The organism is Actinomadura sp. KC06, from assembly GCF_004348735.1.
Taxonomy (GTDB): domain Bacteria; phylum Actinomycetota; class Actinomycetes; order Streptosporangiales; family Streptosporangiaceae; genus Spirillospora.
In genome coordinates this window covers 71,075-86,480 of record NZ_SMKT01000011.1, presented here as the reverse complement: position 1 = coordinate 86,480, position 15,406 = coordinate 71,075, and the positions used below count along the sequence as shown (strand labels likewise).

Annotated in this window: 14 protein-coding genes; 11 read left to right on the top strand and 3 right to left on the bottom strand. The window is 72.5% G+C overall.

Annotation, left to right across the window (positions count from 1 at the left end):
* Positions 1-55 precede the first annotated feature (55 nt).
* The 3 genes from E1287_RS06230 to E1287_RS06220 all read right to left on the bottom strand — a co-directional run bounded on the left by E1287_RS06230 (position 56) and on the right by E1287_RS06220 (position 2,906).
* A complete protein-coding gene (locus E1287_RS06230; protein ID WP_131963854.1) occupies positions 56-1,162 on the bottom strand; it encodes an acyl-CoA dehydrogenase family protein in 1,107 nt (368 codons plus the stop codon).
* A gap of 28 nt (positions 1,163-1,190) precedes the next feature.
* Positions 1,191-2,360, bottom strand: coding sequence for an acyl-CoA dehydrogenase family protein (locus E1287_RS06225; protein WP_131963853.1), 1,170 nt, complete (start codon positions 2,358-2,360; stop codon positions 1,191-1,193).
* A gap of 90 nt (positions 2,361-2,450) precedes the next feature.
* Positions 2,451-2,906 (bottom strand): nuclear transport factor 2 family protein, encoded by a 456-nt coding sequence (locus E1287_RS06220; RefSeq protein WP_165968905.1) that lies wholly within the window; start codon positions 2,904-2,906, stop codon positions 2,451-2,453.
* Between the two features lie 211 nt (positions 2,907-3,117).
* Here E1287_RS06220 and E1287_RS06215 point away from each other — a divergent pair, with 211 nt between their 5' ends.
* From E1287_RS06215 to E1287_RS06165, 11 genes are all read left to right on the top strand, one after another.
* Positions 3,118-4,830 (top strand): D-aminoacylase, encoded by a 1,713-nt coding sequence (locus tag E1287_RS06215; protein ID WP_131963851.1) that lies wholly within the window; start codon positions 3,118-3,120, stop codon positions 4,828-4,830.
* A 12-nt stretch (positions 4,831-4,842) separates the two neighbouring features.
* Complete coding sequence (locus E1287_RS06210) at positions 4,843-6,036, top strand: amidohydrolase family protein (protein WP_131963850.1); 1,194 nt, start codon at positions 4,843-4,845, stop codon at positions 6,034-6,036.
* Positions 6,037-6,119: 83 nt separating this feature from the next.
* The gene (locus E1287_RS06205; RefSeq protein WP_131963849.1) at positions 6,120-7,301 is read left to right on the top strand and encodes an ABC transporter substrate-binding protein; all 1,182 of its coding nucleotides are present in this window, start codon (positions 6,120-6,122) and stop codon (positions 7,299-7,301) included.
* A gap of 3 nt (positions 7,302-7,304) precedes the next feature.
* On the top strand, positions 7,305-8,180 hold the full coding sequence (locus E1287_RS06200; protein WP_131963848.1) for a branched-chain amino acid ABC transporter permease: 876 nt from the start codon (positions 7,305-7,307) through the stop codon (positions 8,178-8,180).
* Positions 8,167-9,174: a branched-chain amino acid ABC transporter permease gene (locus tag E1287_RS06195; RefSeq protein WP_131963847.1), complete on the top strand. Its 1,008-nt coding sequence runs from the start codon at positions 8,167-8,169 to the stop codon at positions 9,172-9,174. Before E1287_RS06200 ends, E1287_RS06195 begins: the two co-directional genes overlap by 14 nt.
* Positions 9,171-9,965 carry an ABC transporter ATP-binding protein gene (locus tag E1287_RS06190; RefSeq protein ID WP_131963865.1) on the top strand — a complete coding sequence of 265 codons (795 nt, stop codon included), beginning with the start codon at positions 9,171-9,173 and terminating at the stop codon, positions 9,963-9,965. Before E1287_RS06195 ends, E1287_RS06190 begins: the two co-directional genes overlap by 4 nt.
* Positions 9,962-10,696, top strand: a complete 735-nt coding sequence (locus tag E1287_RS06185) for an ABC transporter ATP-binding protein (RefSeq protein WP_131963846.1) — start codon at positions 9,962-9,964, stop codon at positions 10,694-10,696. The genes E1287_RS06190 and E1287_RS06185 overlap by 4 nt, the downstream gene beginning before the upstream one ends.
* Entirely contained in the window at positions 10,693-12,243 is a 1,551-nt protein-coding gene (locus E1287_RS06180; RefSeq protein ID WP_131963845.1) for a class I adenylate-forming enzyme family protein, read from the top strand. The genes E1287_RS06185 and E1287_RS06180 overlap by 4 nt, the downstream gene beginning before the upstream one ends.
* Positions 12,240-13,163 (top strand): TIGR03619 family F420-dependent LLM class oxidoreductase, encoded by a 924-nt coding sequence (locus E1287_RS06175; protein WP_131963844.1) that lies wholly within the window; start codon positions 12,240-12,242, stop codon positions 13,161-13,163. The genes E1287_RS06180 and E1287_RS06175 overlap by 4 nt, the downstream gene beginning before the upstream one ends.
* Positions 13,163-13,936 (top strand): hypothetical protein, encoded by a 774-nt coding sequence (locus tag E1287_RS06170; RefSeq protein WP_131963843.1) that lies wholly within the window; start codon positions 13,163-13,165, stop codon positions 13,934-13,936. The genes E1287_RS06175 and E1287_RS06170 overlap by 1 nt, the downstream gene beginning before the upstream one ends.
* The gene (locus tag E1287_RS06165) at positions 13,933-15,399 is read left to right on the top strand and encodes an aldehyde dehydrogenase family protein (protein ID WP_207934042.1); all 1,467 of its coding nucleotides are present in this window, start codon (positions 13,933-13,935) and stop codon (positions 15,397-15,399) included. Before E1287_RS06170 ends, E1287_RS06165 begins: the two co-directional genes overlap by 4 nt.
* Positions 15,400-15,406: the final 7 nt, after the last annotated feature.

The following is a 15,406-nucleotide window of genomic DNA, read 5'->3' as shown; positions in this document are numbered from 1 at the left end:
ACCCCCGAGACCACCACCGTCCGGCCCGCCAGCAACCGGGTCCCGTCATAGGAGGTCATGAGGCGGTGACCCGTGCGTCCTGGAGCGCGGTCACCAGGTCGTCGTCGTGGTCGTCCGCGGTCCCGAAGCCGAACTCCCAGTGCTTCGCGCGCCGGGTGAACAGCTGCACGTCGGACTCCAGCATGAACGCCATCCCGGCGTGCACCTCGTGCGCGCAGTGCACGATGCGCTGGGCGGCGCGGCTGCCGTACGCCTTGGCGGCGGCGACCTCGCGGCGCGCCGGGCGGCCCTGGTCCAGCGCCCACGCGGCCTGGCGGGCCAGCAGCGCGGTGAGGTGGCCGTCGATGGCGATGTCGGAGCACAGGTACTGCACGGCCTGGAACCGACCGATGGCCTCGCCGAACTGCTCGCGCTCCCGCGCGTAGCGGACCGTGATCTCCAGCAGGGCCTCGCCCGCGCCGGCGATCTCGGCGGAGCGCAGCACGGCGGCCCGGTCCAGCGCGGGGGCGAGCAGGTCGTGTCCCCGTCCCGGCTCGCCGACCAGCGCGCCGGCGGGCGCCTCGACGCCGTCGAAGGTGACCGCGAACAGCGGTTGGCCCGCGATGTTGGGCAATCGTTCCACGGCGCAGTCGGACGGGTCTACCAGGAACAGCGTCACGCCTTCGGGCGCCTGCGCCGCGACCAGCAGCCAGGACGCGACGTGCGCGAACGGGACCAGCAGCTTGGTGCCGCTCAGGCGATGCCCCGTCCCGGTGGGGTCGGCGCGGACGGTGAGAGCGTCCGGGGCGTACTCGCCCGACTCCTCCGCCAGGGCCGGGACGACGATCGTCTCGCCCTCGGTCATGGCGGCGACGAGCTCGTCGCGTCCGCCCGCCGCGAGCAGGGCGTGCGCGGAGACCACCGCTGACGGGAGATGCGGGCCGGGCACCAGGGCGCGGCCCATCTCCGTGTAGAGGGCCACGAGGTCGGCGACGCCCGAGCCGCTGCCGGGATGGCTGAGGCCCAGCCAGCCGAGCCGCGCCATCTCGCGCCACAGGCCGGGGGAGTGGCCCTCCTCGCTCTCCTCCAGGTCCCGGACGGTCTGCGCCGGGCAGCGTGCGGCGAACAGCCGCCGGGCTACCGCGGCGAGCTCGACCTGGCGTTCCTCCGGGGCGACGTCCATGCGGGGATCCTCCTGTCGGGGAGACGGATCAGCGGGGGAGGCCGAGGCCGCGGGTGGCCAGCACCATCCGCTTGACCTGCGAGGTGCCGCCCGCGTGGTTGGCGTACGAGGCGCGGTACCAGGCCTCGGCGTCGCCGTCCATCGGCGCCCACCGGCTGCCGGTGCGCAGCTGGCTGAGCGGCCCGACGATCTGGTTGATCAGCTGCGCGAACCGCGGCTGGTTCTCCTTGTGGACGACGTGTCCCAGCGCCCCCGCGAAGGCAGGGGTGCGTCCGTTCAAGGCGTCGCCGAGGGACTCGTAGGCCAGCAGCCGCTCGGTCTCGGCCATCATCGCCAGCTCCGCGAGCTTGGACCGGACGATCGGGTCGTCGATCAGCGGCCGTCCGCGCCGGACGGTCGTCTCGCAGTACGCGACGACCGTGTCGAGCATGCGCTGGATCTCGCAGTGCCGGGCGGAGACGCCGCCCGCGGCGTAGAAGGCGCTCATGATGTAGGACCAGCCCTTGCCGACCTCGCCGATCAGCATGTCGCCGGGGATCCGGACGTCGTCGAGGTAGGTGTGGTTCTGCCGGCCGCCGCCGAGGTTGTCGAGGCGGGAGAACGACACGCCGGGCAGCGAGAGGTCCAGGCAGAAGATGCTGATGCCGCGGTGGCGCGGCGCGTCCGGGTCGGTGCGGGCGGCGAGGTACATCACGTCGGCGCGGTGGCCCCAGGTCGTGTACGTCTTCTGCCCGTTGACGATCCAGTCGTCGCCGTCGCGGACGGCGCGGGTGGTGAGCGAGGCGAGGTCGGAGCCCGAGCCCGGCTCGGTCAGCCCCTCGGCCCAGAAGGTGTCGAAGCGGGCGATCTCCGGCAGGAAGCGGTGCTTCTGCTCCTCGGTGCCGCCGATCAGCAGCGTCCCGGCGGCCAGCCCGTAGCCGATCATGTTGACGAACGGGGCGTCGCGGCGGGCGAACTCCTCCGCCATGATCAGCCGCTCGGCCAGCGGCCGCCCGAGCCCGCCGTACTCGCGCGGCCAGGTGAGCCCGATCCAGCCCTTCTTGCCGACCTTCTTCGTGAACTCGCGGGCGAACTCCCAGAGCTCCTCGTCCTCGGTGAACTCGTGGTTGAACTCCTTGTCGGCGGGGAGCTCCGCGTCGAGGAAGGCCCGGACCTCCCGCCGCCACCGCTCCTCCTCCGCGCTGAAGGCGAACTCCACTGCGGGCCTCCTCGGTCGGGCGGGCGCGTCGATGATCCGGATGGTAGCCCGCCGACCGTCGGATGTCTACCAGACGGTTGGTAGATGCAACTACCGGTCGTCTGGTTGTGTGGGCCCGGCGGCGCCGCGGCTCCAGTCGGCGTGCACCCGCCGGTCCGTGATCCGCCAGCGGCCGCCGTCGAGCCGGAGTTCGTCCAGGTAGCGGACGCCCATGACCAGCGCCTCCCGGCGGCCCTCGGCGTCGGCGAAGTGGTGCGCGATGCAGTACGTCTCCGTCCGGACGAGGTCGTCGCCGTCCACCTCGCGGAGCTGGTTGCCCATGAAGTGCATGGTGCGCGGATAGCTCCGGACCCCGTCGAGCAGGCGTGGCAGGTAGGACCGCAGCGGCCCGCCGAACGACGTGCCCTCGACGTGCGCGTCGGGATGGAAGCAGTCCCAGACCATGTCGAAGTCGCGCCGGTCGAGGCCGCGGGCGTACCGCAGGATCACCTGGCCGGCGCCGGACTCGGCGGCGAGCCGCCGGACGGTCGCCTCGATGCTCTCCATCGGGTTCCCTCCCCAACATGACATTCGCGTCTTGTCTCCAGCCGGAAGAGGGTAGGTCCGGGCCCGTCCCAAAACCAGTCTGGACATTGAAATCACCTTGATATACGGCGTTGGAGAGCTGTGCTGAAGGTAGTTGACATTCATGTCTTGTCAGCGGCCCTGGACCGATACATACTCGTCACTCAACGGCCGGAGCGACCAAGGAGGAGCGATGCTCGACCTTGCCATCACCGGAGCGACGGTGGTCGACGGCGGCGGCGGACGGCCGGTGCGCGCCGACGTGGGCGTCCGCGACGGGCGCGTCGCCGCGGTCGGAGAACTCGACGAGCCGGCGCGCGAGACCGTGGACGCCGACGGCCTCGTGGTCTGCCCCGGCTTCATCGACCCGCACACCCACTACGACGCCCAGCTGTGGTGGGACCCGTTCGCGACGCCGTCCAGCTGGCACGGCGTCACCAGCGTCATCGGCGGCAACTGCGGCTTCACGCTCGCCCCGCTGCACAAGGGCGACGGCGACTACCTGCGCCGGATGATGGCCCAGGTCGAGGGCATGCCGCTCGCCGCGCTGGAAGAGGGCGTCGACTGGACGTGGGAGAGCTTCGAGGAGTTCCTCACCGGCCTGGACGGCAACCTCGGCGTCAACGCGGGCTTCCTCGTCGGGCACTGTGCCCTGCGCCGCTACGTGATGGGCCCGGACGCGATCGGGCGGGAGGCGACCGGGCGCGAGGTCGCCGAGATGGAGGCGGTGCTGCGCCGGTCGCTGGAGGCGGGCGGGCTCGGGCTGTCCACGACGCGCTCGTCCACGCACAAGGACGGCGACGGGGAGCCGGTCGCCAGCCGCTGGGCCACGCCCGAGGAGCTGATCAGCCTCTGCCGGATCGTGGGCGAGTACCCCGGCACCACCCTGGAGGGGATGGTGCAGGGCTGCCTCGACCGGTTCAGCGACGAGGAGATCGAGCTGTTCGCGACGATGAGCGCGACCGCCGGCCGCCCGCTCAACTGGAACGTCCTCAGCGTCTCCGCCGACGACGCCACCAAGATCGCGCACCAGCTCCGGGCCGCCGCGCGGGCCCGCGAGCTGGGCGGACGGGTCGTCGCGCTGACCATGCCGATCCTCGTCCCGATGAACATGAGCTTCGGGACGTTCTGCGCGCTCTGGCTGATCCCCGGCTGGGACGAGGTGCTGCGCGGCAGCGTCGAGGAGCGCGTCGCCCGGCTCAGCGACCCGCGGGTACGCGAGGACATGCTGGCGAAGGCGCGGACCAGCTCGTTCGCCCGCCTCGCCGAGTTCGGCAACTACGTCATCGGCGACGCGTTCCACCCCGACCTCGCCGAGACGGTCGGACGCCGCGTCGACGAGATGGCCGCCGAGCGCGGCGAGGACCCGTTCACCACGCTCGCGGACATCGTCTGCAAGGACGGCCTGCGCACCGTCCTGTGGCCGCAGCCGACCAGCGACACCGACAACGACTGGGCGCTGCGGAGCCTGGTGTGGGAGCACCCCGACGTGATGCTCGGCGGCTCCGACGCGGGCGCGCACCTCGACCGGATGTGCGGATCGCCGTACTTCACCCGGTTCCTGGCCGACTCGCTGCGCGGCCGCAAGCTCGTCTCGCTGGAACGGGCCGTGCAGCTGCTGACCGACGTCCCCGCAAGGCTGTTCGGCCTGCGCGGACGCGGGCGCCTCGAACCCGGCAACCACGCCGACATCGTGGTGTTCGACCCCGAGACGGTCGACGCCGGACCGGCGACGCTCGTCCCCGACCTGCCCGGCGAGAGCCCGCGGCTGATCGCCGAGTCGATCGGCGTGCGGCACGTCTTCGTCAACGGCGCCGAGACGATCCGCGACGGCGCGCCGACCGGGGCGCTCCCCGGCACGGTACTGCGATCGGGCAAGGAGACCGCGACCGTCGCCACCGCCTGACTGGAGGATGCAATGACCACGATCCCGCGCATCATTTCCGTCGACGACCACGTCGTCGAGCCGCCCGACCTCTGGACCTCCCGGCTGCCGCGCCGCTTCCTCGGCCGTGGGCCGCGGATCGTCCGGCAGAGGGGCAGGCTGGCGATCCCCGGCGGCTGGCAGGAGGACCCGGACGGCGACTGGGCCGACGTCTGGCTCTACGACGACCTCGTCACCCCGCTGATGAAGCTGTCGGCGGCGGTCGGGTTCGACGACGTCGGGTTCGGCGCCGTGACGTTCGACGACATCCGGCCCGGCTGCTGGAAGCAGGCCGAGCGGCTCGCCGACATGGACGCCAACCACATGGAGGCGTCGCTCTGCTTCCCCAACACCCTGCCGCGGTTCTGCGGGCAGGCGTTCATGGAGCGCGACGACAAGGAGCTCGCGCTGCTGTGCGTCCGCGCCTACAACGACTGGATGATCGACGAGTGGTGCGCCGGCCCGGCGCGCGGGCGGCTGATACCGCTGACCATGGTGCCGCTGTGGGACGCGGACCTGGCCGCCGAGGAGGTCCGCCGCTGCGCCGCCAAGGGCAGCCACGCGGTGACGTTCTCGGAGAACCCGCACCCGCTGGGCCTGCCGTCCATCCACTCGGGCGCGTGGGACCCGTTCTTCGCGGCCTGCGAGGAGACCGGGACCGTGGTGTGCCTGCACATCGGGTCGTCGTCCAGCATGCCGGGGACGTCGCCGGACGCCCCGTTCATCATCAGCTCCACGCTGACGTTCCAGAACGCGATGGGCTCGATGCTCGACTTCGTCTTCTCCGGGACCCTCGCGCGCTTCCCCGGCCTGACCCTCGCCTACTCCGAAGGGCAGGTCGGCTGGATGCCGTACGTCATGGAACGCGCCGACAAGCTCTGGCACGAGCGCTCGGACAACTCGTTCGGCACCGACCTGCCCGAGCCTCCGACCAGCTACATCCGCGGCCGGGTGTACGGCTGCATCTTCGACGACGAGACCGGTCTCGCCAACCGCGACGTGATCGGCATGGACCAGATCTGCTTCGAGACCGACTACCCGCACGCGGACAGCACCTACCCCGACTCGGCCGGCGTCGCGGCCCGCATCTGCGACAAGGCGGGCCTGGACGACGCGGAGATCTACAAGCTGCTGCGCGGCAACGCGATCCGGGCCTTCGGCCTGGAGCGCTACGGCATCGCCGCCTGAACCCCGGCACCGCCGCCTGAACCGGCTTCCGCCTGGACCGGCTCCCTCACCCCCTGCCCCATCGCACAGAGGAGACCACGGGCATGTCGCACAGGAGAACGATCACGCCCGCCGCCGTCGCCGCGGCCGCCGTCCTGGCCGTCGCGGCGGCGGCCGGCTGCGGCGACTCAGGCTCCGGTTCCGGCTCGGACGAGCCGATCCGGATCGCCTGGATGGGCGCGGAGTCCGGGGAGTACGCCACCAAGGACCGGCACTACGCCATCGACCTGGCGGTCGAGCACATCAACGCCAAGGGCGGCATCGACGGCCGGAAGGTCGAGTACAAGGCCTACGACGGGGGCCTCACCCCGCAGCAGGGCGTCACCGCGGTGAAGAAGGCGCTCACCGAGAAGCCCGCCGCGATCATCGGGCTCGCCACCACCGCGCAGGTGAAGGCCGCCGCGCCGCTGCTCAAGTCGGCGGGGATCCCGACGATGCACTTCGCGCAGTCGCACACGCTCGGCAAGACGACGCTGAAGGTCGACAACATCTTCCGGTACGGGCCGACCGAGGCGATGCAGACGCACGCGCTCACCGACTACATCGTCAAGAACACCAAGCCGAAGAAGGTCGGGGTGCTGGCCAGCACCGACCCCGGCTCGGACGAGGCCGCCCGGCTGCTGCGCGCGGGCCTCACCGCGGGCGGCGTCACGAACATCGTGGAGCGGCGCGTCCCGCAGACGGCGACCGACCTCACCGAGGCCGTCCTCGCCTTCCGCGGCGTGGACGCCACCGTGTCCTGGAGCTTCCCCACGATCAACTCGCTGTACCTGCGGCAGCGCGGGCAGAACGGGCTCACCGCGCCGCACTTCGGCGACAACAGCGGCGGCTCCATCCTCGGCGGCAACCTCAACCCGCCCGCCGAGCTCAGGGGCTACCACTACGTGATCGCCTGCGACCCCGACCTGTCCGGCACCCCGGAGGCCAAGGCGTACGTCGCGGCGTACAAGGCGAAGTACGGCCCCGGGCCGACCAACCCGCAGCTCGCCCAGGGGTACGACGGCTTCCGGGTCTTCGCCGCCGCCGTGGAGAAGGCCGGCTCGACCGAGCCGGAGGCCCTCACGAAGGCGCTGGAGTCCGTCCAGTACCAGGGCGTCTGCGGCGCCTACAAGGCGGACGAGGAGAACGACCTCTACCACTCCGACGTGATCATCGACGCGTCCGGCGGGCTGACCGGCCGCAAGCTGCTGCAGAAGTACGACAACCTGACGAGCCGGGCGGGCTGACCGATGGGCCACTTCGTCGGCCTGCTGGCGTCCGGCATCGCGCAGGGGGCGATCGCCGCGCTCATCGCGCTCGGCATCGTGCTGCTGCACCAGACGACCGGGGTGGTGAACTTCGCTCAGGGCGACCTGCTCACCCTCGGCGCCTACTTCGGCGTCTGGCTGGTCGTCGCCCACGGCGTCGCCACGGTCCTGGCGTACGTCATCGTCGTCGCGCTGGTCTTCGCCGTCGGCGTGGCGATGGAGCGCATCGGGTACGCGCCGCTGCGCAGGCAGCCGATCCTCGCGGTCGTCATCTCCACGTTCGCGCTGGCGCTCGGCCTCCGCTCGCTGATCATCCTGTGGCAGGGCAACGACCAGAAGACGCTGCCGTCGCCGTTCGGCGGGTCGGTGTGGCACGTCGCGGGCGCGGCCGTGCCGTACCAGAGCGTCCTGATCGTCGGGGTGACCGGCGTGGTGCTCGCCGGGCTGATGCTGATGCTGCACCGGTCGTCGATCGGACGGCAGGTCCGGGCGCTCGCCGCGGACCGGGAGACCGCGCTGCTGCAGGGCATCCGGGTGACCCGGCTGTCGGTGCTGATGTTCGGGCTGTCGGCGGCGCTCGCCGGGCTCGGCGGCGTGCTCGTCGCGCCGACGCTGACGGTGTCGCCGCAGCTCGGGTTCACGCTGCTGCTGTCGTCGTTCGCCGCGACGGTGCTCGGCGGCTTCGACCGGATGGGCGCGACCGTCCTCGCGGCGTTCGGGATCGCGATCGTCCAGCAGATGGCCGCCGGATACGTCTCCGCCGACTACGTCGAGGCCTACCCGTACCTGATCCTGCTCATCGCGCTGGTGCTGCGGCCCAGCGGCCTGTTCGGGGAGGTCGTCCGTGTCCGCTATTGACGGCGTCGCCCGCCGCACCGGGAAGGCCGGTCCGCCGGCGATCAAGCCGGTGATTTTCGATCGGCGGCAGCGGGAGCTGCTCGCCGCCGTCGCGATCCTCGGCGCGCTGCTGCCGCTGGGCGTCCAGGGCCTGTACGGCACCGGCATCATGATCACGTCGGCGATCTACGGGCTGCTGGCGCTCGGCTTCTACTTCCAGCTCACCCTCGCCGGGCAGTTCAGCCTCGCCACCGTCGGGTTCTATGCCATCGGCGCCTACACCTCGGTGTGGGCCTCGCAGCACGGCGGGTTCCTCGTCGGGTTCGTGACGGCGGTGCTGGTCACCGGGCTGATCGGGACGCTGCTGAAGCTCGCCCTGTCGCGCAGCCCGCTGATCCAGTTCGCCATCGCCACGCTCGCCTTCGGCGAGCTGACCATGATCGTCATGCGGAACTGGACGGGCTTCACCGGCGGCGGCACCGGCCGCTTCGGCATCGAGACGAGCATCTTCGGGCTGATGCTCGACACGCCGCGGGAGTACTTCTACCTGGCGTTCGGCGTGCTCGTCGTCGGCCTCGGCCTCGCCGTGCTGGTGGAGCGGTCCCCGGTCCAGCGGGACCTGATCTTCGCCCGCGGCATGGGGGACGTCGCCCGCACGACCGGCCTGTCGACCCTGCGCCTGCAAGCGGCGGCCTTCGGCATCGGCGCCGCGTACATGGGCGGGGCCGGGTCGCTGCTGGCGCACACCTCGGCCTTCATCGACCCGACCTCGTTCCACGTCGAGATCTCGCTGGACGTGCTGCTCATGCTGCTACTCGGCGGCAGCGGCTCGCTGTGGGGGCCGCCCGTCGGCGCCGTCATCCTCACCCTCATCCCCGAGTGGCTGCGCGACCTCGCGGACTACAAGGAACTCGTCTACGCGCTGATCATCCTGCTGGTGATCGTGATGCTGCCCGGCGGGCTGGCCTCGCTGCCCAACACCCTCCGGGCCCGGCTGAAGGAACGGCGCAAATGAGCACCGAGACGATGGGCACCGAGAAGACAGGCACTCCGCTGCTGGAGTGCGATGAGATCACCGTCCGGTTCGGCGGTGTCACGGCGGTCGACGGGGTGTCGCTGGACGTGCGTCCCGGCGAGGTCGTCGGCCTGGTCGGGCCGAACGGGTCCGGCAAGTCGACGCTGCTGAACGTGGTGTCCGGGCTGGTGGACGCGTCCGGCGCGGTCCGCGTGGACGGCGCGGACGTCCCGATCGGCAAGCCCGGCAGGATCACCCGGCACGGCGTGTTCCGCACCTACCAGACGCCGCAGGTCGATCCCGGCCTCACCTGCCTGGAGAACGTCATGGTCGCGTCCAGGGACCGCGGGCGGCGGACCACCGCGAGCGCCTGGCTGCTCCGCCGCTCGATGTGGGCCCGCGACCGGGCGCGTTGGACGGAGGGCGCCGAGGCGCTCCGCCGCGTCGGCCTGCTCGACCGGGCCCACCAGCCCGCCGCCGGGCTGGCCTACGGGGAGCGCCGCCATCTGGAGATCGCGCGGGCGCTGGTCGCGAAGCCGCGCCTCCTGCTGATGGACGAGCCCGCCGCCGGGCTCAGCTCCGTCGAGACCGAGCGCCTGGTCGAGCTGCTGGAGCAGGTCGCCGAGCTGGGCGCCAGCCTGCTGCTCGTCGAGCACAAGATCGCCTTCCTGGAGCGGCTCTGCCGCCGGATCGTGGTGCTGCAGACGGGCCGCCGCATCGCCGCGGGCACGCCCGCGGAGGTCTGGGCCCATCCCGAAGTGATCAGCGCGTACCTCGGGGAGGCGAAATGAATCGGTCACTCCTTGAGGTCCGCGGGCTGGTGGTGTCCTACGGGCAGGTGGACGCCGTGCGCGGCATCGACCTGGACGTCGGCGAGGGCGAGTCCGTCGCGCTGCTCGGCGCCAACGGCGCGGGCAAGAGCTCCACGCTGCGGGCGCTGTCCGGGCTGGCCCGGGGCCGCGGCGAGATCCGGTTCGCGGGCTCCGACCTGCGGAAGACGTCGCCCGACGCGATCGCCAGGGCGGGGCTCGTGCACGTCCCGGAGGGCCGGATGCCGTTCCGCAGCCTGTCCACGGAGGAGAACCTCCTGGTCGGCGCCGTCGCCCGCAGCGGGCGCGCCCCGGAGTTCACGCTCTCCGACGTCTACGACCTGTTCCCGCCGCTGACGAAACTGCGGCGGCGCAGCGCGTGGACGCTGTCGGGCGGCGAGCAGCAGATGATGGCGATCGGCCGGGGCCTGCTCGCCGCGCCCCGCCTGCTCCTCCTGGACGAGCCGTCCCTCGGCCTCGCGCCCGCCGTCGTCGACACCGTGTACACGGCGCTGCGCGAGGTCCGCAGCAGGATCTCGGTCCTGGTCGTCGAGCAGAACGCCGGCCTGGCGCTCGACCTGTGCGAGCGCGCCTACGTGCTAGCCGCCGGGGAGATCGCCATGAGCGGCGCGGCGTCCGACCTCGCCGACCGCGAGAGCCTCCTGGCCTCCTACCTAGCCCGCGAAAGCAACCCCGAGAGGCAGGCTGGATGACCACCCTCTTCGACATCATCGCCGGCCACGCCGAGACCGACCCCGGCCGCCTGGCCGTGCTGTCCGAGCAGGACGGCGTCCGCACCTACGGCGAGCTGATCGAGAACGCGACCGCGCTGGGCGCCGCGCTGCACGTCAAGCTGGGGATCCAGCCCGGCGCGCGGATCTGCGTGTGGGCGCGGAACCGTCCCGAATGGGTGGAGGCGTACCTGGCCGCCGCCGCCGCGGGGCTCGCCACGGTGGCCGCCAACCCGGAGTGGACGGACGCCGAGGCGAAGTACGTCTGCGCCCATTCCGACTCGGTCGCCGTGGTCTGCGACGCCGACCTCGCCGCCCGCGCCACCGCGCTGGCCGCCGAGATCCCCGGCCTCACGCACGTGATCGCCCTTGACGGTGACGCCGATGACGGGGAGACCGAACCGCCGCCGTCCGCGATCTCCTACGCCGAGTTGATCGCGATGGCGCCCGCGGACGCCCGCGACCGGCTGCCGAAGAGCGGCCCTGCGTCGGCGGCGCTGCTGATGTACACGTCCGGGACGACGACCGGACGGCCGAAGGCCGTGGTGTCGGAGTCCAAGGCCGCCACCGGGATCGACTACAACGAGATGTTCGGCCTGACGGCGTCCGACCGGGCGCTGATCGTGACGCCGTTCTTCCACGGCAACGGGTTCGGCGGGCTCATGTCCGCGCTGGCCTACGGCGCCGCCGCCGTCTTCCCCAGGAGGTTCTCGGCGGGACGTTTCTGGCGGCTGGTCGACCTCTACCGGCCCACCTACCTGTTCACGCTCGCGCCGATCGTCAACATCCTCATGGGCCGCCCGCCGGCGCTGCACGAGCGCACGCACGCCTTCCGCGTGCTGATCGTGCTCGGCTGCGCGGGCGGCGCCCCGGCGATCGAGGAGCGCTTCGGCGCCCCGGTCATCGACTGGTACGGGATGACCGAGGCGGGCATGGGCACCTACACGCGGCTGGACGAGCCGCGCCGCCCCGGCTCGGCGGGCCGCCCGTTCCCCGGCTCCGGGATGGCGATCGTCCGCCCGGACGGGACGGAGGCCGCCGCGGGCGAGACCGGCGAGGTCGTCTTCGACCGGGAGCGGATCGGCTTCGCCGGCTACCTCAAGGACGCGGAGGCGACCGCGTCCGCGCTGGACGACCGCTGGTTCCACACCGGCGACCTCGGCTACTTCGACGCGGACGGGTTCTTCTTCTTCGTCGACCGCAAGAAGGACATCGTCCGGCGCGGCGGCGAGAACATCTCGTCCATGGAGGTGGAGTCGGTGCTGCGGGAGCATCCCGGGGTGGCGGAGGCGGCGGTGCTGGCGATGCCGGACCCGGTGCTGGGGGAGCGGGTGATGGCGTTCGCGGTCGCCGCCGACCCGGCCCGCCCGCCCGCCGCGGACGAGGTCCGGACCCACGCGGGCGAGCGGCTGGCGCACTTCAAGATCCCAGAAGAGATCGTGTTCATCGAGCGGATGCCCCGCACCGCCACCGGCAAGATCGAGAAGTTCCGGCTGCGGGAGCGGCTCACCTCGGAGGAGCGACGATGAGCCCGCTCACCTTCGGGCTGCAACTGCCCGTCCAGGCCCAGTCGAAGCTCTTCGCCCAGCCCTGGGAACACGAGGCGGGACCGGCCGAGATCGCGGCGGTCGCGCAGGCGTGCGACGCGCACGGCTTCGACTACGTCGCCGTCTGCGACCACGTGGCGATCCCGCGCGAGCACGCGCCCCGGATGACCACGACCTGGTACGACACGGTCGCCACGCTCGGCTGGCTGGCCGGGATCACCCAGCGGGTCCGGCTGCTGTCGCACGTCTACGTGGTCGCGTACCGGCATCCGCTGCTGACCGCCAAGGCGTTCGCCACGCTCGACGCGCTCTCCGGGGGCCGCGTCGTGCTCGGGGTCGGCGCCGGGCACCTCGAGGGCGAGTTCCACCTGCTCGGCGTCCCGTTCCGCGACCGCGGCCGCCGGACGGACGAGGCGATCCGCGCCATCAGAGGCAAGTTCGCGGACGAGTGGGGCGGCGGCGACGGCGGGCAGAGCCCCCGTCCCGTCCAGCCGGGCGGCCCGCCGATCTGGATCGGCGGCTCCTCGGCGCGGGCCGTCGACCGGGCGGCGCGGCTCGGCGACGGATGGCTGCCGCAGGGCCCGCCGCCCGAGGGCACCGCCGCGGCCGTCGTCCGGCTCCGCGTCATGCTGGACGCGGCCGGACGGGCGGACGCCCCGTTCGTCGTCGGCGGCGGCGCGAGCGTCTACGTCGGCGTCCCGGCCGAGGCCGTCCCCGAGCGGACGGTGACGGGCGAGCCGGAGAAGATCGCCGAGGCGCTGCGGGCGGAGGCCGATCTGGGCGTCACCCACCTGCAGATGTCCTTCCCCGTCCGCGACCACGAGGAACTCGTCGACCAGATCGCCGCGTTCGCGCACGAGGTCATGCCGCTCACCGGCGGCCTCGGGAGAGGGAGTGCCTGATGGACGACTACCCCGTCAAGGTCGGCGCGATGCTGTTCACGATGGTGGACCCGCATCGCGGGCACGAGGTCGCCTACAACCGGTGGTACGAGCGCGACCACTACTACGCGGGCGTCATGGACGGCCCGCACGCCATCGCCGGCAGCCGCTGGGTCGCGCCCCGCGCGCTCAAGGACCTGCGGTTCCCGGCGGACAGCCCGTTCGCCGAGCCCCTCGACGCGGGCTCCTACGTGTCGATCTACTGGTACCTGAAAGGCAAGGTGGACGCCCACACCGCATGGGCGGGCGAGCGCGTCTGGTGGCTGTACAACAACGACCGCGGCTTCGCCGAGCGCAGCCACGCGCACACCGGCATCTACACCTTCGAGTCGGCCCGGTACGCCGACCCTGACGACGGAGTGCCGATCGAGTTGGCGCTCGACCACGGCTACAAGGGCCTCGCGGTCGTCGTCACCGAACCCGGAGATGGCGGCTCCGCCGAAGGCCCCGAGGCCGCGCTGCTGGCGACCGAAGGCATCGACACGATCGCCTCCTGGACGCCCAAGGGCGGCCCTGCCGATGGCGGGTCGCCGATGGCGCTGGGCACGGCGGGCGGCAGCGCGGACCGCGTCGTCCAGCTCGTGTTCATGGAGGCCGATCCGCGCGAGCGCTGGGACGCCGTCCGCGACTACGCCAAGGCCGTGGAGGACGCCGGCGCGGGCCGGGTGACGTTCGCGGCCCCGTTCCTGCCGACCGTCGTCGGCACCGACACCTACGTCGACGAGCTGTGGTGAGGCTCCCTGTGGTGAAGGTCGAGGAGCGCGCGGCCCGCCTCTGGATCGGCGGCGAGCCCGTGGACGGCGAGAACGGCACGTATCCGATCGTCAACCCGGCGACGGAGGAGGTCGTGGGCCTGGCGCCGAGCGCGTCCGCCGCCGACGCCGCGCGGGCGGCCGAGGCCGCGGCGGCCGCGTTCCCCGCCTGGTCGCAGACCCCGCCCGCCGAGCGCGCCCGGCTGCTCGACCGCGCCGCCGACCTGCTGGAGGCCCGCTACGACGAGCTGTTCGCGCTCGTCCAGGCCGAGACCGGCGCGACCACCGCCATGACGCGGACCGCGCAGGTCCCGGCGGCGGTCGCCCGGCTGCGCCGCTACGCCCGCAGCGCGGTGCGGGACATCCCGTTGCCACCGGCACCGGACCCGGTGGGACGCGGCGGGCTGGTCAACGCGATGGCCGTCCGGCAGCCGGTCGGGGTCGTCGCGTGCATCACCTCCTACAACGTGCCGCTCACCAATGTCGTCGGCAAGATCGGCCCGGCGCTCGCCGTCGGCGCGACGGTCGTCGTCAAGCCCGCCCCGCAGGACCCGCTCGGCGTGATCATGCTCGTCGGCGCCCTGCACGAGGCGGGGATCCCGCCCGGCGTGGTCAACCTCGTGGTGGCGCCGGGGCCGGAGCCGTCCGAGGCGCTGGTCGGGTCGCCGCACGTCGACATGGTGAGCTTCACCGGCAGCACCGCGGTCGGCACCGCGATCGCCGAGGCGGCGGGACGCGACTGCAAGCGCCTGCTGCTCGAACTCGGCGGCAAGGGCGCCAGCCTCGTCTTCGACGACGCCGACCCGGAGGCCGCCGCGCTCGGCACCGCGAGCACCTACACCTTCCATTCCGGGCAGATCTGCACCGCGCCCACCCGCCTGATCGCCCAGCGCGGCGTGTACGAGGAGATGGTCGACCGGCTGGCGGCCATCGCCGGCGCGCTCGTCGTCGGCGACCCGGCCGCCCCCGACACGGTCGTCGGGCCGGTGATCAGCGGCGCGCACCGGGAGCGGATCGAGTCCTATGTCCGCTCCGGCGCGGCGGAGGGCGGCACCGTGGTGGCGGGCGGCGAGCGTCCGGCGCTCGACCGGGGCTTCTACGTCGCGCCGACGCTCATCGCCGGATGCACGCCGGAGATGCGCGCCGTCCGCGAGGAGATCTTCGGCCCGGTCGTGGTCGCGCTGCCGTTCGACGACGAGGAGGAGGGCGTCGCGCTGGCGGGCGCGACCGACTTCGGCCTCTACGACTACGTCTGGTCGCGGGACACCGTCCGGGCGATGCGCGTCGCCCGCCGGCTCCGCGCCGGGAACGTCGGGATCAACACGGTGGCGCGCAACCCCGAGACCCCGTTCGGGGGCTTCAAGCGGAGCGGCGTCGGACGCGACGGCGGCGACTTCGCCCTGGACGCCTACACCGAGTTGCAGAGCCTGGTATGGCCGGGCTGACGGGAGG